Here is a 19,402-nt window from a genome sequence, read left to right on the forward strand (position 1 = left end):
AAGAACGGACGTTGTACGGGATGCACATGCGCAAGGCGACCGCGGCCGTCGTGGGCCTGCTGCTGGCTGGGGTCGCCGCGACCCCGGCCCATGCGGAGACCATTCGCTCCAAGCAGTGGCATCTCGACACCATGCAGGCTGAAGAGATCTGGAAGATCAGCAACGGCAAGGGTGTCACTGTCGCTGTGATCGACACTGGCGTGAACAGCATCCCGGAGCTGGAGGGGCAGGTCCTTCCCGGTGCAGCCTTTCCGGCTGGTGATGCCTCACTGGGGAGAGACACTGACTACGCCGGACACGGAACCGGCATGGCTGCAATCATCGCCGGAACGGGAAAGCACCCGAGTGGCGATGGCGCCTATGGACTCGCCCCCGGTGCCAAGATCCTCCCGATCCGTGTACCCGACACCTTGGAAAGCAACAACACCCCGGCTTTGGTTTCGGCCATTCGATACGCGGCGGACTCGGACGCCAAGGTCATCAATATCTCCCTGGGCAGGGCCGGTACACCCGAAGACGATCGGGAGCGAGCCGACGCGGTGAAGTACGCGGTCTCGAAGGGCAAGCTGATCTTTGCCGCTGTGGGCAATTCCGGAGATACGCTCAATGACGTCGAATACCCAGCTGCCACGCCCGGAGTCGTGGGTGTGGGTGCAGTGGATGCCATGGGCGATCCGACCAAGGAGACACAGCATGGACCGCAGGTAGACCTTTCTGCCCCGGGCATCGACATCGTCGCGGCATGCAAAGGGAAGACCGGCCTCTGCAAGACCCATGGCACGAGTGACGCATCAGGCCTCGCCTCCGCCTCCGCCGCGCTCCTCTGGTCCGCGCACCCCGACTGGACCAACAACCAGGTCCTCCGGGTCCTCCTGAACACCGCCGGCAAGCCGACCGACGGCTCCCAGCGCAACGACTACATCGGCTACGGGATCGTCCGGCCCCGGATCGCGGTGCCCAACCCCGGTGACCCCGGGCCGGCCGATGTGTATCCGCTGCCTGACCTGGCTGCCGCCGACGCGGCCAAGAACCCCTCGCCGTCCGTCGACGGCAAGGCGCCCGGCTCCGCGGCCCCCAAGCCGGCGCCCCAGGCCGAGGAGAAGAAGAGCGGCAGCTCCCTTCCCTGGATCGCACTCGGTCTGGGAGCCTGCGTGATCATCGGCGGCGCCGTCACCGCGGTGCTCGTCCGGCGCCGGAGCCACTGACAGCGCGTACAAAACAAGCCAAACGACGGGGATCCGCTTCCCGCCCGCTCCTCGGGATGGGAGCCTGCCTGCTCACTCGGGCGGCCCCGTCCCTGCGGCGGCCGTAACCCCACATGCAGTTCAGCGTGTTAGACGCTGATGTGACACAGGGAGAAATGCACGCGATGTCGTTCGACGAGGAATGGTCGGCGGCACGCGCCACGGCCGCCGCCAACGTCTCCATGCGGCTCAACCACGTACCCGTAGAACCGGGTGGCGGTGGCGGCGGTGACCTGGAGCTCAACCAGGACCACATCGGCGCCATCGGCTCCGAGGCGTACAAGCTGCACGCGCGGCTCCAGACCGACGGCAAGCACGCCGCGACCGCAACCGGCGAGGCCGCCGGGGCGCTGACGAAGGAGAACTTCGCCAGCGGGGCGGCACTGCTGAAGCTCAACGCCACGTGGGAGAGTCAGGTGAAGACCCTCGTGGCCGCCTGCGCGAACATCTCGAACGGCCTTAACTACTCGCTCAAGTCCCACGCCCAGGACGAGCAGCAGTTGCACGCCGACTTCACCACGTCCGCGATCGACAAGTACCTCAAGTAGGCGGCGCCTCCATGCTGACGTACGAGAACGTGATGAACGCTCCCCTGGACAAGCTCCAGACGGCGGTCACGGACTGGAAGGCCATGGCCGACAAGCTGGGCGAGATGGCCGAGGCCGCTCGCAACGGCATGAAGGCCAAGGCCGACAAGGCCGAGTGGAGCGGGGTCACCGCCGGTGTCGGGCGGGCGTTCGTCGACAAGACGGCCAAGGAGTTCGAGGACGCGGCCAAGGAGGCCAAGGGCGTCCACCAGCTCCTCAGCGACGGCCACACCACCATCAAGACGGCCCGCGACGCGCTGAAGAAGGCCGTCGACGAGGAGGCCCCGGCCGCGGGGTTCCGCGTGGACGCGGCCGGCAAGGTCACCGCCGTCCCGATGGACCCGAAGACCGAGTACGCGGCCCGGCACGACCCGGACTACGCGGAGTTCAAGCGCAAGCAGGAGGAGAACCGCAAGGCCTGGCAGGCGAGGGTGGACCGGCTGGTCGAGGACTGTGCGGACGCCGACGACTCCCTGGCCCGCGCGCTGCGCGCGAACGTGGCGGACGACCACGACTTCTCCGCACCGAAGTACACCACCCTGGATGCCGAACAGGCCGACCGGGCGGCCGAGCTGATGAAGAAGCTCAGCAAGGAACCGGGCGGCGTGGCCCGCCACCCCGAGATGCTGCGCGAGCTGGAGGACCTGCTCGACGACAACCGCGACGACGCCGAGTTCGCGCCGGACTTCTACCGCAAGCTCGGCCCCGAAGGCACGCTTGAGGCGTACGCGAAGCTGTCCATCGACGCGTCGACGCTGGGCGATGCGGGCAAGGACCGCCTGGCGATGGTCGGCAACATCCAGAACGACATGGGCGCCATGCTGGGTCTCGCGACCCAGAAGAGCTCGCCGAACCACCTGGATGCGGCATGGACGACCGGCCTGATGAAGGCCGGCCGCAAGGAGATGCAGGTCACCGGCGATCTGACCAGCAGGATCTACGGTTACCAGGCGCTGGGCGCGCTGCTCCACGAGGGCAAGTACGACAAGGAGTTCCTGACCTCGGTCGGCCGCGACATGGTGGCGTTCGACCGCGAGAACCCGAAGGCCTGGGAGCACGGTGCCCCCTACGACCCGAAGACGGTGCTCAGCCAGGGCAAGGACGGCAGCCGGGGCTTCTACCCGCTGACCGGCCTGATGGACGCGATGTCCCACAACCCGGACGCGGCGACGGCCTTCTTCAACGAGCCGGTCCGCCAGGACAGCAACGGCGACGGCGTCGTCACGACGGCCGACAAGGTGGTCTCCGGCCAGCACGGCAAGGCCCGCGGCATGGTCGACTACATGCTCGACAAGGAGTCGTGGGCCGACGCCTTCGACCGGACGCCCACCCACCCCTACGGCGAGGCGGGCCCGGCCCAGGAGGCCCTCGGCGGCGCCCTCGAAGCAGCCGTCTCGGGCCGCGTCCCGGGCGACGAGGACGCGAAGCCGGTCCCGCACACCAAGGAAATGACGGCGGTCATGGAACGCGTCGTCGAGAAGATCGGCGACAAGCCCGAGCTGGTCACCGGGAAGCTCGGCGAGGACGGCAGCGATCCCTTGAAGGGGCTGTCGGGGCACTTCGGCCAGATGGCCGCCGAGTACATGCCCGACATCCAGGCCTCGGCGGAGAACGGCAGTGGGATGATCAAGGCCAATGGGGTGATGGCCCAGTTCCACAAGGCGGACATGGCGGCCTTCATCGGCGCGGTGGGCCAGGACCCGGATGCGTACGGCGCCATGACCGCCTCCCAGCGCGCCTTCACGACCACGCTCGTCAACGACGTCATCGCGCATCGCGCGGAGTACGACGACGTGGACGCGGCGATCAAGAGCGCGGTTCACCCGGGCGGCCAGATCGCGGGCATCCTGTCCGAGGCGAGGGCCGAAGGCACGTTCGCCGAGAACGGCCATACGAAGGAAGAGTACGTAAAGGGCGTCGAGGACAACGCCAAGTGGGTCAACCGGGCCATCAGCGCGGCAGGTGGCAAGTACCTGGAGATGGTCCCCCTGGCAGGGGATGTCGTCGAGTGGCTCCAGGAAGACATCACCGAAGGCGTGGTCGAGCGGGCTACGAAGGACAAGGCCGAGAAGATCGGCGAGGCCAACCACAAGGCAGTGATCGACTACACGGATGCTCAGACGGAGGCCGGCCTGTCGGCAGCACAGTCGGTCCGGAAGGCGGCGGAAGGAACCGGTATGAACCAGCGAACCATCGATGCCCTCGCCGGTGTCGCTTCCACCGAGACCGCGAACGCCCATGCCGTCGGTCGAGGCCAGGTAGCGACGTCCAACGGCGGCTCCTGATGAGCATCCGCCCATCCGCCCTCGTCTCGATGACTGCGGCCTGGGCAGCTCTGACCGTACTCACCGGCTGCTCTGAGGCGGCTGAAACGGCTGCCCCGAAGCTGCCCGAGCGCACCTGCTTCGGGGTCTTCTCCCGTTCTGACCTGGGGCCCCTGGTGGGTAAAGGCGAGGAGGTGAAGGAGTCGGGTCCTGCCGACATGCAGCTGACCGCGCTGCGTCGCACCTCAACGTGCAGTGTCGACGTGGACGGCAGGAGCCGGTTCCTGGCCTCTGCGACGCGCCAGCCGCTGGAGCAGAGCTTCTTCTGGAATGCCCAGCTGATCAAACCTCCGGCGGACCCGCTGCCGTTGGGTGACAAGGGCATCGTGTACGACACGGGAGCCCGCGTCCTCCTCGTCTGCAAGGGGAGCGGGGAGCCGTTCCAGGTCGAGCTGGCGATCAGCGGTTCGATCGACCAGGTCGAGAAGGGCGGATCCCGCCCGCTGTTCACCCAGCTCATGAAGAAGTTCGTCGAGGCGGGCAGGCAGCAGACCAAGTGCGGGATCTAGCCAGCCGTAATAACGAGCTGGGGATGGCGAAGGCCGCCCAGGGAGACTGGGCGGCCTTCGGGGGAAGCCGTGGCGGGGATCGAACCCGCGTAACTCGCTTTGCAGGCGAGTCCCTGAACCACTCGGGCACACGGCTGTGGGGTGGTGACTTCCACGACCGTACGAGGGGGCTGCCGGTGGGGGAAGGGAGGCGCCGGGGATGCAATGCGACTGCCATGGCGCGTTCACAGTCGTAGGTCCCGGGACCGACGCGGGATAGGTCCAATTGACAGGGGCGTAGCCCAGGGGTGGGGCTTACTCTGGGGCGATGAGTGCCCTTGAAGACCGTGTGTCGCAGCGCAGTGTGCCGGTCCCTCCGGAGTCGGAGGGCGGGGTTCTGGGTTCCGCGTACCGGGTGCTCAGCATCGGGATCATCTCCGTTGTCTTCCTGATCGCCTTCGAGGCGACCGCCGTGGGGACCGCCATGCCCGTCGCCGCGCGGGAGCTGGACGGGATCGGGCTCTACGCCTTCGGCTTCTCCGCGTACTTCACCACCAGCCTGCTCGGCATGGTCCTGTCCGGGCAGTGGGCCGACCGGGAGGGGCCGCTCCGGCCGCTGACCGTCGGGATCGCCGCCTTCGCCGCCGGGCTGGTGTGCGCGGGGACCGCCGGGGTCATGTGGATGTTCGTCCTCGGGCGGGCCGTGCAGGGGTTCGGGGGCGGGCTCGTCATCGTCGCGCTGTACGTCGTGGTGAGCCGGGCCTACCCGGAGCGGCTGCGGGCGGCGATCATGGCCGCCTTCGCGGCGAGCTGGGTGGTGCCGTCCGTCGTCGGGCCGCTGGCCGCGGGCGCCGTGACCGAGCACCTCGGCTGGCGCTGGGTGTTCCTCGGGATACCGGTGCTGGTCGTCGTACCGCTGGTGGTGGCCCTGCCCGCGATCCGGCGTACCGCCTCCGGGCCGGTGGACCCGGGCGCGCCGCCCGCCGCCTTCGACGGGAGGCGGATCCGGCTGGCGCTCGGGATCTCCGCCGGGGCGGGGCTGTTGCAGTACGCCGCGCAGGACCTGCGGTGGCTGTCGCTGCTGCCGGCCGCCGCGGGTGTCGGGCTGCTGGTGCCGGCCGTACGGGGGCTGCTGCCGCGCGGTACGTACGTGGCCCGGCGCGGGCTGCCTTCGGTGGTGCTGCTGCGCGGGGTGGCGGCGGGGTCGTTCATCGCGGCGGAGAGCTTCGTGCCGCTGATGCTGGTCACCCAGCGGGGACTGAGCCCGACGCTGGCCGGGCTCTCGCTGGCGGCGGGCGGGGTGACCTGGGCGGTCGGCTCGTGGCTGCAGGCGAAGCCGCGGATGGCTCCGCACCGGGAGCGGCTGATGGTGGTGGGGATGGTGATGGTGGCCGTCGCCATCGCGGCCGCGCCGGCGGTGCTGATCGAGTCCGTGCCGGCGTGGACGGTGGCGGTGGCCTGGGCGGTCGGGTGCCTGGGGATGGGGCTGGTGATCGCCGCGACGAGCGTGCTGCTGCTGGAGCTGTCGGCGCCGGAGGAGGCGGGGGCCAATTCCGCCGCCCTGCAGATCTCGGACGCGCTGGCCAACGTGGTGCTGCTGGCGGCGGGGGGCGCGGCGTTCGCCGCGCTGGGCGGGGGAGCGGTGGGGGCCGTGCACGCCGTCGCCGGTGGGGAGGGGGCGGGCCCGGCCTCGCATCCGGGCGCGTTCGTCGTGGTCTTCCTGCCGATGGCGTGCGTGGCGCTGGTGGGGGCGTGGGTGGCGACCCGGCTGCACGGGGAGCGACCGGAGCCGGCGCCCGCGCCCGCGTGACCCCGACCGGACCCGGGCCCTGTCCGGCCGGGCTCCGGCCCGCGCCGCATGCCCCGGGGTGGCCGCGGGCTTGCGCCCCTGGCTGGCCCCGGTCGTGGGGCTCGGGGTGGCTCCCGGGCGTGGGCTCCGAGTTGGCCTCGGGGTGGCCCCGGGCTGGCCCCCGAGCCTGGGCCCGGGCTTGACCCCCGGGCGCCCCGGGCTGACCCCGGGTGGCCTCCGGGCTTGGGCCCCAGGGCGGCCTCCGGGCCTGAGCCTCGGATGGCCCCCGGGGCTGGCCCCCGGCGCCCCGGGCCTGGGCCCCGGGCTTGGTCCCCGGGCTGGCCTCCGGCCCTGGGCCCCGGGCTGCCTCCGGGCTTGGGCCCCGGACTGGCCCGGGGCCGGGCCCCGGGTGGGCCCCGAGCCTGGGCCCTGGGGCTGGCCCCGGGGTGGCCCCCGGCTGGGGCCCCCGGGCTCGGGCCCCCGGGCTGATGGGGCCTGCCCCCATTGGCGTGGTCGTGCGGGCTCGGAAACACGGTGGGCGGCGGGGGAGTCGGTGCGTAGGCTGCCCGGGTGGAGAACTTGATCATTCGGCTTGACGCTGGCGACCGGGCCCAGCTTGCCGATCTTGCCGATGCGAGCGGGCGCGCCCCCGAGGACGTGGCCCGCGAGGCCGTGCAGCGGTACCTGCGGGACGAGCGGGCCCGGGTCGGGGCCGAGGCCGCGCGCCTGGCGCAGCGGCACGATGCGCTGCTGAAGCGGCTCGGCCAGTGAGCCCCGGCGGGAACGGGCCCACCCCCGGCACCCGGATCGACTCCGCCCCGGACAGGGACATCGCGGCCGGCACCGGCACCGGCACCGGCTCCGCGACCGGTAGCACGACGGTCCCCGGCACCGGGAGCGGCTCCGGCACGCGGAGTGGCGCCGTGACCGGCTCCGGCCCCGCGGCCGGCGCTGAAGCCGACCCCGGCACCGGCACCGCGACCCGCCCCGGCACCGCGAGCGGTAGCACGGCAGCCCCCGGCACCGAGAGCGGCTCCGGCACGCGGAGTGGCGCCGTGACTGGCTCCGGCCCCGCGACGGGTGCTGAAGCCGGCTCCGGCTTCGGCACCGCGACCGGTGGCACGACAGCCCCCGACACCGGGATCGGCTCCGGCGCGGGGAGTGGCGCCGGTATCGGCCCCGGCCCCGCGGCCGGCGGTCAAGCTGGCACCGGCCGCGGCCCCGCGTGCGGCGCTGAAGTCGGCCTCGACACCGGCACCGCGACGGGCGCTGAAGCCGGCTCCGGCACCGCGACCGACCCCGCCGCCGGCTCCGCGACCGGCTCCGGCCCCGCGACCGGCGCTGAAGCCGACACCGGCCCCGGCCCCGACACCGGCACCAGCACCGGCCCCGACACCGGCACCAGCACCGGCCCCGCGACCGGCACTGAAGCCGGCACCGGCTCCGGCACCGCGGCCGGCGCTGAAGGCGGCCCCGGCGCCCCGGCCGACGCCGGCCCCGCTGCGGGCTTCGGCGGGGTGCGCTTCGGCGTCGGCCGTGTGCGGCATCTGACGTTCGCCGAGGTGCTTGATCTGGCTCGGCTCGCCTGCCTGGAGCAGAGCGTCGAGCTGCGCGCCCCCGGGCTGCTGGAGTCCGCCGTGCACCGGCCGCGGGCCCGGATGTTCGGGACCCCGGCGTACGAGGACCCGTACGAGCAGGCCGCCGCGCTCCTGCACGGGATCGCGATCAACCACCCCCTCGTCGACGGGAACAAGAGGACGGCCTGGCTCGCGGCCGCGACCTTCCTCGCCGTGAACGGCATCGACCTCGCCGGCGTGGACCAGGACGCCGCCTACGACCTGGTCATCGACGTCGCCGCCGGCGAGGAGGCCGATGTCGCCCGCATCGCCGAGCGGTTGCGCCGGATGTGACGCTCGCCGCACCCGCCGAGGTCACGGCCCTGTCCCTCCCCGAGGGGCCGGCCGGCCCCGGTAGGGTGGCCCGGTTGTCCTACGTACGACCGCCGCCGAGAGCCCGAACCGGAGACCGTGACTACTACCGCCTCCCACCACCTCTCACCCGCCTTCCCCGGCCGTGCCCCCTGGGGTACCGCCAGCAAGCTGCGCGCATGGCAGCAGGGTGCGCTGGACCGGTACATCCAGACCCAGCCCCGCGACTTCCTCGCGGTCGCGACGCCCGGCGCGGGCAAGACGACCTTCGCGCTGACGCTCGCGTCCTGGCTGCTGCACCACCACGTCGTGCAGCAGGTGACCGTCGTCGCACCCACCGAGCACCTGAAGAAGCAGTGGGCCGAGGCCGCCGCCCGGATAGGCATCCGGCTGGACCCGGAGTACTCCGCCGGGCCGCTGAGCAAGGACTACCACGGGGTCGCCGTCACGTACGCGGGTGTGGGCGTGCGGCCGATGCTGCACCGCAACCGCTGCGAGCAGCGCAAGACCCTCGTCATCCTCGACGAGATCCACCACGCCGGTGACTCGAAGTCCTGGGGCGAGGCCTGCCTGGAGGCCTTCGATCCGGCGACCCGCCGTCTCGCGCTGACCGGTACCCCCTTCCGGTCCGACACCAACCCCATCCCGTTCGTCACGTACGAGGAGGGGAACGACGGCATCCGGCGTTCCTCCGCCGACTACACCTACGGGTACGGCAACGCGCTGGGCGACGGCGTCGTCCGGCCCGTGATCTTCCTTTCCTACAGCGGCAACATGCGCTGGCGGACCAAGGCCGGCGACGAGATCGCCGCCCGCCTCGGCGAGCCGATGACCAAGGACGCCATCTCCCAGGCCTGGCGCACCGCGCTGGACCCGCGCGGCGACTGGATGCCGAACGTGCTGCGCGCCGCCGACCAGCGCCTGACCGAGGTCCGCAAGGGCATCCCGGACGCGGGCGGGCTCGTCATCGCCTCCGACCAGGACTCGGCGCGCGCGTACGCCAAGCTGATCCGGGAGATCACCGGCACCAAGGCCACCCTCGTCCTCTCCGACGACACCGGCGCCTCGAAGAACATCGACACCTTCAGCGGGAACGACGACCGCTGGATGGTCGCCGTCCGCATGGTGTCCGAGGGCGTCGACGTACCGCGCCTCGCGGTCGGCGTGTACGCAACGACCATCTCGACCCCGCTCTTCTTCGCGCAGGCCGTCGGCCGTTTCGTGCGTTCGCGCAGGCGCGGCGAGACGGCCTCCGTCTTCCTCCCGACCATTCCCTATCTCCTGGGCTTCGCCAACGAGATGGAGGTCGAACGCGACCACGTCCTCGACAAGCCCAAGAAGAAGGGCGAGGAGGACCCGTACGCCGAGTCCGAGAAGGAGATGGACGAGGCGAACCGGCAGGAGGACGAGGACACCGGCGAGGACGAGCAGATGTCCTTCGAGGCGCTGGAGTCCGACGCCGTCTTCGACCGGGTGCTCTACGACGGCGCCGAGTTCGGCATGCAGGCGCACCCGGGCAGCGAGGAGGAGCAGGACTACCTCGGCATCCCGGGGCTGCTGGAGCCGGACCAGGTGCAGATGCTGCTCCAGAAGCGGCAGTCGCGGCAGATCGCGCACAGCCGCCGCAAGCCGGACGCCGACGCCGACCTGCTGGAGCTGCCGGCCGAGCGGCGGCCGGTGGTCTCGCACAAGGAGCTGCTGGAACTGCGGAAGTCGCTGAACACGATGGTGGGCGCGTACGTCCACCAGAGCGGCAAGCCGCACGGTGTGATCCACACCGAGCTGCGGCGCGTGTGCGGCGGACCGCCGAGCGCGGAGGCCACGGCGGGGCAGCTGCGGGAGCGGATCAAGAAGGTGCAGGAGTGGGCGACCCGGATGCGGTGACCCCGTTCCCCCCTCCACCGTTTCCCGGTCCCCCGCGCACCGTTCCTACGGACTGAGGGGCGGGCGCCGTGCGGAGTTTCGTACGGGGACACCGTCACGTTCCGTGTCCGTGCCCGGGGCGGCTCCGGCCGCGCCCGGCGCACGGGACCCGTGGTCCGCGTCGGCCGATCGCACAGGCGCACGCGGTCGGCCGGGGTAACGAAACGACTCCGCCGACGATCGTGAACCGGCATAAAGGGGTAGTTGGCGCCCGGATTCTGGACGAGCCCTTCCGCTGAGCGGACCCGCTCGCTAATGTCCCCGCATCGAACGCCCCGTGGCAGAGCCGCCGCGGGAGCGCAGCCGGTGCCATGGCCGCTACCGGCGGCCTCTCGTGCGTCGCCGTGGGACCGGCGACGCATACACCCCGAGAGTCACCGCCGCTCACCGAGAGAGGGAGAGGCGTCGTGACCGCGGAAACCTCCCAGACTCTGGACCGGGGACTCAGAGTCCTCAAACTGCTCGCCGACACCGACCACGGTCTGACCGTCACCGAGCTCTCCAACCGCCTCGGTGTCAACCGCACCGTGGTCTACCGCCTGTTGGCCACGCTCGAACAGCACGCCCTGGTCCGCCGCGACCTCGGCGGCCGGGCCCGCGTCGGGCTCGGCGTACTGCGGCTCGGCCGGCAGGTGCACCCGCTCGTGCGCGAGGCGGCCCTGCCCGCGCTGCGGTCACTCGCCGAGGACATAGGCGCCACCGCGCACCTGACCCTCGTCGACGGCACCGAGGCGCTCGCCGTGGCCGTCGTCGAGCCCACCTGGACGGACTACCACGTGGCCTACCGGGCCGGCTTCCGCCACCCGCTGGACCGCGGGGCGGCCGGGCGGGCCATCCTGGCCGCCCGTCAGGGCACCCTCACCGAGCCCGGGTACACGCTGACCCACGGGGAGCTCGAAGCGGGGGCCAGCGGAGCGGCGGCCCCGCTGGTGGGCATCACGGGGCTGGAGGGCAGCGTGGGCGTCGTGATGCTGGCCGACGCCGTGCCGGAGCGGGTCGGCCCGCGCGTCGTGGACGCGGCCCGAGAGGTGGCCGACGCCCTGCGCTGAGCCCGCCGTACGAGGGGTACGCCGACGACCGCGGCCTTACGGGCCGCGCCGACGCGTGCCCCCGACGCATGTCCGGGCCCGCCCCGGCGGCGTACGGGAGCCCGCCACCCGGCGGCGTACGAGAGCCGCCCCGGCCGCGTAGGGGGCCGGACCGGCGGCGTACGGGGGTCTGCCCGGCCGCGTACGGGGGCCTGCCCGGCCGCGTCCCGCACGGTGGGGCGCGGGGGCCGCGGGGGCGCCCGATACATTGGCCGGGTGCTCTCTCGCCTCACACGTCTGCCGCGTCCCGCCGCCCTGGCCGTCTGCGCCGTGCCCGTGCTCGGCCTGTTCGCCGCGGCGGCCTTCGCGCCGCTGCCCTTCGTGATCGCCCAGCCGGGCCTCACGGCCGACGTGCTCGGCGACCGCGACGGCAAGCCGGTCATCTCCGTGACGGGCGCACCGACCCGGCAGACCACCGGCCAGCTGCGGATGACCACCATCCAGGCCACCGGCCCCTCCACCACCGTGACCCTGCCGGAGCTCGTCGACGACTGGTTCGACACCGCCCGGGCGGTCATGCCCAAGGAGGCGGTCTACCCGACCGGCGGAAGCGACAAGGAGATCGAGGCGCACAACCTGGAGCAAATGACCGCGTCGCAGTCCACGGCGACCCAGGCCGCCCTCGGCTTCCTCCGCAAGGACCCGAAGGACGTGAAGGTCCAGCTGAACCTCGCCGACGTGGGCGGCCCCAGCGCCGGCCTGCTCTTCTCCCTCGGCATCGTCGACAAGCTCGACGGCGACGGCAGCGGCGGCGACCTCACCGGCGGCCGCACCATCGCCGGTACGGGCACCATCAGCGCGGACGGCAAGGTGGGCGCCGTCGGCGGCGTGGCCCTGAAGACCCAGGCCGCGCACCGCGACGGGGCGAGCGTGTTCCTCGTACCGGAGGCGGAGTGCTCCGACGCGCAGTCCGAACTCCCCGAGGGGCTCCGGCTGGTCCCCGTCAGTTCGCTGACGGACGCGGTGCGGTCGCTGCGTGCGCTGACCCGGGGAGAGCCGGTTCCGTCCTGCTGAGCCCGGCGGACGCGTCCACCTCCGGGCGTTCCATCGTGCGCCAGGCCGGGAAGACCAGCGGCGAGAGCGTGACCAGCAGGTACGTGCCGCCGAAGAGCAGCAGTGCCCGCGTCGCCCCGAGCCCGTCGACCAGCAGGCCCGCCGCGAGCCCGCCCAGCGGCATGGTCAGCTCGCAGCCCGCCGTGGTCACGCCCGAGACGCGGCTGCGCAGCTCCTCCGGGACCCGCTCGTAGATCACGGTGGTCAGGATCGGGTTGAGCATGCCCGCGCCCAGCCCGGACAGCGCCATCGTCAGCGCGAGCGGCAGCGGGGTGCCGGTGAAGGCGGCGACCGCGTACCGGGGTGCGCCGCACAGCAGGAACGCGGCGGTGAACACCGCCCGGCGGGAGAACCGCTCGCCCCACAGCCCGTAGAGCAGGGCGCCCAGCAGCGCGAAGCCGCCGAAGACGGAGACGAGCAGGCCGACGGCCGTGGCGCCGCCGAGGGCCTCGCGGCCGTGCACGGGCAGCAGGACCGCGGACCAGCCCTGGTCCAGGCCGTTGGTCATCATCACCATCAGGGTGATGCCCAGCAGCAGCCGGGCGCGGGTCAGGAACCTCCAGCCCTCGGCGAGTTCGGCCCGGTATCCGGCGAGGGAGATCTTCCCGGCGCCCGGCTGCGGCTCCGCGGCGGGGACCCCGCGCAGGAAGGCGCCGACCAGCAGCGCCGAGACGGCGAAGCTGGCCGCGTCCAGCAGGAGGGCGGACTCGGCCCCGAAGAACGCGATCAGTACGCCGGCCAGCGCGGCCCCGATCATCCGCGCCCCGCGCGAGACCGCGTCGTACAGGCTCGCCGCCCGGGAGAGCGGGGTGCCGGCGTGCTCGGCGAGGTTCGGCAGCAGGACGGCGCGGGCGGTCAGGCCGGGGGTGTGGACGAGGCCCCCGACGGCCATCAGCGCGCAGAGCATCCAGAACTCCAGCACGCCCGCGTAGTGCAGCAGCGGGATCGCGCCGACCGAGACGGCGCAGACGAGGTCGGAGAGCGCCGAGACGCGGCGGCGGCCGATCCGGTCGATGACGGGACCGCCGACGAGCGCGGCGACGACGACGGGCAGGGTGGCGCAGAAGGCGACGATCCCGGCCCGGCCGGCGCTGCCCGTGGTCTGGAGCACGAACCACGGAACGCCGATCAGGGTGACGGAACTCCCGGCTATGGAGATGGTGTTGGCGGCCAGGACCGCCGCGAACGGCCGCCGGCTCATGCGGCGCGGCGGGCGAGGCGCCGGGCGGACGCCTCGGCGGCCGGTTCGGCGGTGCGGGCGGCGTGCGACCCCGGGTGGAACGCGGCGAGCGTGCAGGCGGGCACGGCAGGACTCCTTCTTCAGGATGCGGGTGCGGGCGGGCGGGCAGGTGGAGCGAACGGGGCTACGGGACTACGGGGCTACGGGACTAGTCGTCGGCGCGCGGGAGCGCGTGCGTGTGGAAGCGGACCGTCGCCGTGCCCTCGGCGGGCGGCAGGTCCCGGTAGCTGTTGATCAACTCGTGGATCCTGTGGACGAGTTCGACGCTCTGCGCGGGGGTCAGGCGCAGCGTGAAATCGCTGAGGTCCGCCGCGCGCCGCCACTCCTGCGGCCAGCTGTGGGCCGTACCGAGCCAGGTGCTGATCTCCTGGGTGTGGATCGTCGCGATCTCGTGCAGGAAGAGGTCCGCCGCGCCGCGCGTGGCCGGGTTCTCGTCGTACAGCAGGTTCTCGTCGAAGCGGGTGCCGTCGTGGGCGGCCCGCCACCAGCGCTCGCGGCCCTTGCCGTGCTCCGGCGCGTCCTCGACGAAGCCGTGCGCGGCGAGCTGGCGCAGGTGGTAGCTGGTGGAACCGCTGGACTCGCCGAGGCGCTCGGCCAGTTGGGAGGCCGTGGCGGGTCCGTCGTGGCGCAGCGTGGCCAGCATGCGGATGCGCAGCGGGTGGGCGAGGCCGCGCAGGGAGCGGGCGTCGAGGGTGCGGACCTTGGGCCCTTCGGGGCTGGGCTCTTCGGGGTTGGGCTCTTCGTAGTTCGGCTCTTCGTGGTTCGGTTCTTCGGGCATGGCTCAACCGTAGAGTTGCAAAGACTTCTATGCAACGGTTTCTTTGCAACGTGTTCTTCGGAATCAGCCTTCCTGGGCCGCCTGTTCCACCAGGGGGATCACCCGCAGCGGCACCGGGTTCTCCATCACGATCGCCGTCGAGGCGCGCACGATCCCCTCGAAGCCGACCACCCGGTCGATCACCCGCTGCAGATCGGCGTTGGACCGGGCCACGAGCCGGCACAGCATGTCCCCGTGCCCGGTCGTGGTGTGCAGCTCCAGCACCTCCGGCACGCCGTTCAGGTGCGCCCGTACGTCGGCCCCCTGGCCCTGCTTGATCTCCAGCGTCGCGAACGCGGTCACCGGGTACCCGAGCGCCGCCGGGTCCACCTGGGGGCCGAATCCGCGGATGACCCCGCTCGACTGGAGCCGGTCGAGCCGCGCCTGCACGGTGCCGCGGGCCACGCCGAGCCGGCGCGAGGCCTCCAGGACCCCGATCCGGGGCTCGCGCGCGAGCAGGACGATCAGCCTGCCGTCGAGTTCGTCGATTCCCACGGCTGCCTCCGGAGGGGGTGGTCATACTGCACAGATCTTTCAGTCATCCTCCGTCCCGGCTGGGCAGTCTGTACAGCCAAAGAGGAAACTATTGCGCAGCTTGTGGATCGGCGGGACTCTGCGCTCATGACTGAGTCTCTGGCGAACCTCGAAACCACCCCGCTCACCGCACGTGAGGCCGACCCCTTCCCGGTGAAGGGAATGGACGCCGTCGTCTTCGCCGTGGGCAACGCCAAGCAGGCCGCGCACTACTACTCCACCGCGTTCGGCATGAAGCTCGTCGCCTACTCCGGACCGGAGAACGGCGTCCGCGAGACGGCGAGCTACGTCCTCACCAACGGCGCCGCGCGCTTCGTCCTGACCTCCGTCATCAAGGCGACCACGGACCGCGGGCGCTTCCTCGCCGAGCACGTCGCCGAGCACGGCGACGGCGTGGTCGACCTCGCGATCGAGGTCCCGGACGCCCGCGCCGCGTACGCGTACGCCGTCGAGCACGGCGCGCGCGGCCTCGACGAGCCGTACGAGGTGAAGGACGAGCACGGCACGGTCGTGCTCGCCGCCATCGCCACCTACGGCCAGACCCGCCACACCCTGGTCGAGCGCAAGGACTACACCGGCCCCTACCTGCCCGGCTTCGTCACCGCCGCCCCGCTGGTCGAGGGCCCGGCCAAGCGCACGTTCCAGGCCATCGACCACTGCGTGGGCAACGTCGAGCTCGGCCGGATGAACGAGTGGGTCGCGTTCTACAACAAGGTCATGGGCTTCACGAACATGAAGGAGTTCGTGGGCGACGACATCGCGACCGAGTACTCGGCTCTGATGTCGAAGGTGGTCGCGGACGGCACCCTCAAGGTGAAGTTCCCGATCAACGAGCCGGCGATCGCGAAGAAGAAGTCGCAGATCGACGAGTACCTGGAGTTCTACGGCGGCGCCGGCGTCCAGCACATCGCGCTCGCCTCGAACGACATCGTGGCCACCGTACGGTCGATGCGGGCGGCGGGCGTCTCCTTCCTGGACACCCCGGACTCCTACTACGACACCCTCGGCGAGTGGGCGGGCGAGACCCGCGTGCCGGTCGAGACCCTGCGCGAGCTGAAGATCCTCGTCGACCGCGACGAGGACGGCTACCTGCTGCAGATCTTCACCAAGCCCGTGCAGGACCGTCCGACGGTGTTCTTCGAGATCATCGAGCGCCACGGCTCGATGGGCTTCGGCAAGGGCAACTTCAAGGCGCTCTTCGAGGCCATCGAGCGCGAGCAGGAGAAGCGCGGCAACCTGTAGCCCGCCCCGAGCCGCCCCGCCGCCGTCTTCACGAGCCGGCGGGGCCCGGCTTCGGTGAAGGCTTCGGCTTGGCCGCCTTCGGGAGCTCCGGGGCCACCCACGGCTTGGCCGGCTGCATGTTCTCCGGGCCGCCCGCCGCCGGCTGGCCGATCGCGGCCAGGGCCTGCTTCGCCTGCGGGACCCGGGCCGGCGAGAAGCGCGGGTTGGTCCGCAGCGCCTCCTGGAGGTGGCGCCGGGCCCCGGCCTCATCGCCCAGACCCCGCTCGATCATCGCCCGGTGGAACGCGAACTCCGCGCTGCGCATCCCCCGGTCCGTCGACTTCTTCGCGTACTCCAGCGCGGCCGTGTCGTCGCCCGTCCTGTGCAGCGCCCACGCCAGCGCGTCCGCCACCTCCATGCTCTTGTGCCGCGACCACTCCTGCGTCAGCCGCCGCACGGCCGCCGCCGGATCCCCGTGGTCCGCCTCGAACAGGCCCAGGACCACCGCCTCGTTCACCCCGTCCGCGGCGCCCCGCGCGGCGGCCGTGCGCAGCATCTCGTACGGGGCCTTCGCCTCCTCGTGGCGCCCCAGCGCGTCCAGCAGCTCGCCCAGCTCCAGCGCCAGCCTCGGCACCTGCGCCCGGCCCAGCGCCATCCGGTAGTCCCGGACCGCCTCCCCGCCCCGGCCCAGCCCCGCCAGTGCCCTGGCCCGGCCGCCCAGTGCCTGGGACTGCGCCGGATCGGCGCGCAGCGCGCCCTCGTACTGGCGCAGCGCCTCCGCGGCGTCGCCCCGCTCCCAGGACAGCTCGCCGAGCCGGAACAGTACGTACGCCTTCTCCGCCGGAGCCTTCGCCGCGCCCCCCGCGTGCTCCATCGCCATCGTCGCGTCCTCGCGCCAGCCGCGGTCCCGGTAGACCTGCGAGGCCCGGATGAACGCGGCCAGCCCCGGCCGCAGGTCCAGCAGCCGCTCCATCGACCGCTCGGCCGCCTTGTAGTCGCCCAGACCCGTGTACGCGTCCACCAGCACCGGGTAGGCCGTCCACCGGTTGGGCGCCTGCGCCCGTACGAGCTCGCCCCACTTCTTGCCGGTACCGAAGTCGCCCCGGGCGTTGGCCAGCGTGCCCATGCCCGTCATCGCGTCGAAGTTGCCCTTCTCCGCCGGGCGGATCTCCAGCGACCGCTTGAGCGCCTTCTCGGCCTTCGGGTACCAGGCCGGCTCCGCCGTCCGGCGCGCCTGCTCCAGGTAGGCCGCCCCGAGCACCGCCCAGGACGCGTAGTCCTTCTCGTGCCCGGCGACCCACTTCTCCCGGTCCGCCACCAGGGCCGTCAGGTCCACCGCCGCCGCCGGAGCGCCCATGCCGACCGCCGAGGCGGCCCGCTCGGTGGGCCCCGGAGGGCGGGCGTCGTCGCCCTGGCGGGCCGGCCGGATCAGCAGGGCCCCGGCGATCAGCACCACCGCGACCCCCGCCGCCACCAGCGTCTTGCGGCCGGTGAAGGTCACGGGTGGTGCGGGCTGCTGCGCCTCCTCCTCGATGCGGGCGGCGCGAGCGGCGCGGGCGGCACGAGCAGTACGGGCGATACGTGAGATACGCGCGGTACGGGTGGCACGGTCCATGGGGTCACTGTGCGTCAATATGAAGAGTTCGCCGAGGTGTCCGAAGCCCGTCGCGGCCGTGTTCACACCGATGGCCCCCGGTGCCACGCTGGGCCCATGGATGTCATGGATGTCATGGACGACACCGGCGAAGACGATCTCTTGCCGCGTCTGCACGCGAGCCTCCTGGAGGGGCTCCCGGCCGAGGCCCTCCTCACCGACCCCGGGGTGACCGCCTCCTACGCCACCGACATGGCCGCCTTCTGCGCCGCCGGCACCCCGGCGGCCGTGGCCCTGCCCCGCACCGTCGAACAGGTGCAGCACGTGCTGCGCACCGCCACCGCCCTGCGGGTGCCCGTCGTCCCGCAGGGCGCCCGCACCGGTCTGTCGGGCGCCGCCAACGCCTCCGACGGCTGCATCCTGCTCTCCCTCGTCAAGATGGACCGGATCCTGGAGATCAACACCGTCGACCGCACCGCCGTCGTCGAACCGGGCGTCGTGAACGCGGTGCTCTCACGTGCCGTCGCCGACCGGGGCCTGTTCTACCCGCCCGACCCCTCCAGCTGGGAGCAGTGCACGATCGGCGGCAACATCGGCACCGGGTCCGGCGGCCTGTGCTGCGTCAAGTACGGGGTCACCGCCGAGTACGTGCTCGGCCTCGACGTGGTCCTCGCCGACGGACGGCTGCTGCGTACGGGCCGGCGCACCGCCAAGGGCGTCGCCGGATACGACCTCACCCGGCTCTTCGTCGGCTCCGAGGGCAGCCTCGGCGTCGTCGTGGGGGCCGTGCTCGCGCTGCGCCCCGCGCCGCCCCGGCAGCTCGCGCTGGCCGCCGAGTTCCCCTCGGCCGCGGCCGCCTGCGCGGCCGTGTGCGCCGTGATGGAGGCAGGACTCACGCCCTCGCTGCTGGAGCTGATGGACCGTACGACCGTCCGCGCCGTCAACGCGCTCGGCCGTGGGGGTCCCCCCTGCTCGAGCGGAGCCGAGAGCTTGGGGGAGGGGCTGCCCGAGACCACCGAGGCCCTGCTGCTGGCCGCCTTCGACACCCCGCACGCCCCCGAGGAGCTCGCCGCCGTGGGGGAGCTGTGCCGGGCCGCCGGAGCCACCGCCGTCGTCCCCGCCGAGGACGAGGCCGAATCCGAAATGCTCCTCAAGGCCCGCCGGATGTCGCTGACCGCCCTGGACGCCCTGCGCCCGGCCACGATGATCGACGACGTCTGCGTACCGCGCTCGCGGCTCGCCGAGATGCTGGACGGGACGGCCGCCATCGCCCGCGCGTACGACCTGCTCATCGGGGTCTGCGCGCACGCCGGCGACGGTAACACGCACCCGGTGGTCTGCTTCGACCCCGCGGACGAGGACGAGACGCGGCGGGCCCGCGAGTCCTTCGACGAGATCATGGCGCTCGGGCTGTCCCTCGGCGGGACCATCACCGGCGAGCACGGGGTCGGGGTCCTGAAGAAGGAGTGGCTCGCGCGCGAACTGGGGCCGGTGGGACTGGAGATGCAGCGCGCGGTGAAGCGGGCCTTCGACCCGCTCGGGCTGCTCAACCCCGGCAAGCTCTTCTGACCG

At 72.4% G+C, this 19,402-nt stretch carries 16 protein-coding genes and 1 tRNA gene; 12 read left to right on the forward strand and 5 right to left on the reverse strand.

What is annotated here, in order from left to right:
* Window positions 1-20 precede the first annotated feature (20 nt).
* From mycP to CP980_RS20860, 4 genes are all read left to right on the forward strand, one after another.
* Window positions 21-1,205, forward strand: coding sequence for a type VII secretion-associated serine protease mycosin (gene mycP / locus CP980_RS20845; protein ID WP_150528804.1), 1,185 nt, complete (start codon window positions 21-23; stop codon window positions 1,203-1,205).
* Between the two features lie 164 nt (window positions 1,206-1,369).
* Window positions 1,370-1,792, forward strand: a complete 423-nt coding sequence (locus CP980_RS20850) for a hypothetical protein (RefSeq protein WP_150528805.1) — start codon at window positions 1,370-1,372, stop codon at window positions 1,790-1,792.
* A gap of 11 nt (window positions 1,793-1,803) precedes the next feature.
* Window positions 1,804-4,116: a hypothetical protein gene (locus CP980_RS20855; protein WP_150528806.1), complete on the forward strand. Its 2,313-nt coding sequence runs from the start codon at window positions 1,804-1,806 to the stop codon at window positions 4,114-4,116.
* Window positions 4,116-4,664 (forward strand): hypothetical protein, encoded by a 549-nt coding sequence (locus CP980_RS20860; RefSeq protein WP_150528807.1) that lies wholly within the window; start codon window positions 4,116-4,118, stop codon window positions 4,662-4,664. The genes CP980_RS20855 and CP980_RS20860 overlap by 1 nt, the downstream gene beginning before the upstream one ends.
* Before the next feature lie 64 nt (window positions 4,665-4,728).
* Here the strand turns inward: CP980_RS20860 and CP980_RS20865 are convergent.
* Window positions 4,729-4,800 (reverse strand) — tRNA-Cys (locus CP980_RS20865).
* 171 nt (window positions 4,801-4,971) lie between these two features.
* Here CP980_RS20865 and CP980_RS20870 point away from each other — a divergent pair.
* From CP980_RS20870 to CP980_RS20905, 6 genes are all read left to right on the forward strand, one after another.
* Complete coding sequence (locus CP980_RS20870) at window positions 4,972-6,453, forward strand: MFS transporter (RefSeq protein WP_150528808.1); 1,482 nt, start codon at window positions 4,972-4,974, stop codon at window positions 6,451-6,453.
* Between the two features lie 549 nt (window positions 6,454-7,002).
* Entirely contained in the window at window positions 7,003-7,203 is a 201-nt protein-coding gene (locus tag CP980_RS20875; RefSeq protein ID WP_229907055.1) for a hypothetical protein, read from the forward strand.
* A gap of 767 nt (window positions 7,204-7,970) precedes the next feature.
* On the forward strand, window positions 7,971-8,342 hold the full coding sequence (locus CP980_RS20890; protein ID WP_150528809.1) for a type II toxin-antitoxin system death-on-curing family toxin: 372 nt from the start codon (window positions 7,971-7,973) through the stop codon (window positions 8,340-8,342).
* A gap of 117 nt (window positions 8,343-8,459) precedes the next feature.
* Window positions 8,460-10,244 carry a DEAD/DEAH box helicase gene (locus CP980_RS20895; RefSeq protein ID WP_132754868.1) on the forward strand — a complete coding sequence of 595 codons (1,785 nt, stop codon included), beginning with the start codon at window positions 8,460-8,462 and terminating at the stop codon, window positions 10,242-10,244.
* 446 nt (window positions 10,245-10,690) lie between these two features.
* Complete coding sequence (locus CP980_RS20900) at window positions 10,691-11,332, forward strand: IclR family transcriptional regulator (protein WP_030158675.1); 642 nt, start codon at window positions 10,691-10,693, stop codon at window positions 11,330-11,332.
* Between the two features lie 255 nt (window positions 11,333-11,587).
* A complete protein-coding gene (locus CP980_RS20905; protein ID WP_150528810.1) occupies window positions 11,588-12,385 on the forward strand; it encodes a S16 family serine protease in 798 nt (265 codons plus the stop codon).
* Here CP980_RS20905 and CP980_RS20910 read toward each other — a convergent pair.
* From CP980_RS20910 to CP980_RS20920, 3 genes are all read right to left on the reverse strand, one after another.
* Window positions 12,315-13,625 carry an MFS transporter gene (locus CP980_RS20910; protein WP_150528811.1) on the reverse strand — a complete coding sequence of 437 codons (1,311 nt, stop codon included), beginning with the start codon at window positions 13,623-13,625 and terminating at the stop codon, window positions 12,315-12,317. The two genes, CP980_RS20905 and CP980_RS20910, sit on opposite strands and share 71 nt — an antisense overlap.
* Before the next feature lie 187 nt (window positions 13,626-13,812).
* On the reverse strand, window positions 13,813-14,442 hold the full coding sequence (locus tag CP980_RS20915) for an ArsR/SmtB family transcription factor (protein ID WP_150528812.1): 630 nt from the start codon (window positions 14,440-14,442) through the stop codon (window positions 13,813-13,815).
* A gap of 63 nt (window positions 14,443-14,505) precedes the next feature.
* A complete protein-coding gene (locus CP980_RS20920; RefSeq protein WP_099892014.1) occupies window positions 14,506-14,976 on the reverse strand; it encodes an Lrp/AsnC family transcriptional regulator in 471 nt (156 codons plus the stop codon).
* 126 nt (window positions 14,977-15,102) lie between these two features.
* Between CP980_RS20920 and hppD the strand changes: the two genes are divergently transcribed.
* Window positions 15,103-16,257, forward strand: coding sequence for a 4-hydroxyphenylpyruvate dioxygenase (gene hppD / locus CP980_RS20925; protein WP_132754876.1), 1,155 nt, complete (start codon window positions 15,103-15,105; stop codon window positions 16,255-16,257).
* Between the two features lie 28 nt (window positions 16,258-16,285).
* On the opposite strand, the gene CP980_RS20930 is transcribed toward hppD, so the two are convergent.
* Window positions 16,286-17,851 carry a tetratricopeptide repeat protein gene (locus CP980_RS20930; RefSeq protein WP_167535862.1) on the reverse strand — a complete coding sequence of 522 codons (1,566 nt, stop codon included), beginning with the start codon at window positions 17,849-17,851 and terminating at the stop codon, window positions 16,286-16,288.
* A gap of 105 nt (window positions 17,852-17,956) precedes the next feature.
* Here CP980_RS20930 and CP980_RS20935 point away from each other — a divergent pair, with 105 nt between their 5' ends.
* Window positions 17,957-19,399, forward strand: coding sequence for an FAD-binding oxidoreductase (locus CP980_RS20935; protein ID WP_373312898.1), 1,443 nt, complete (start codon window positions 17,957-17,959; stop codon window positions 19,397-19,399).
* Window positions 19,400-19,402 lie beyond the last annotated feature (3 nt).

The sequence above is a fragment of the Streptomyces vinaceus genome, assembly GCF_008704935.1.
Lineage (GTDB): Bacteria > Actinomycetota > Actinomycetes > Streptomycetales > Streptomycetaceae > Streptomyces > Streptomyces vinaceus.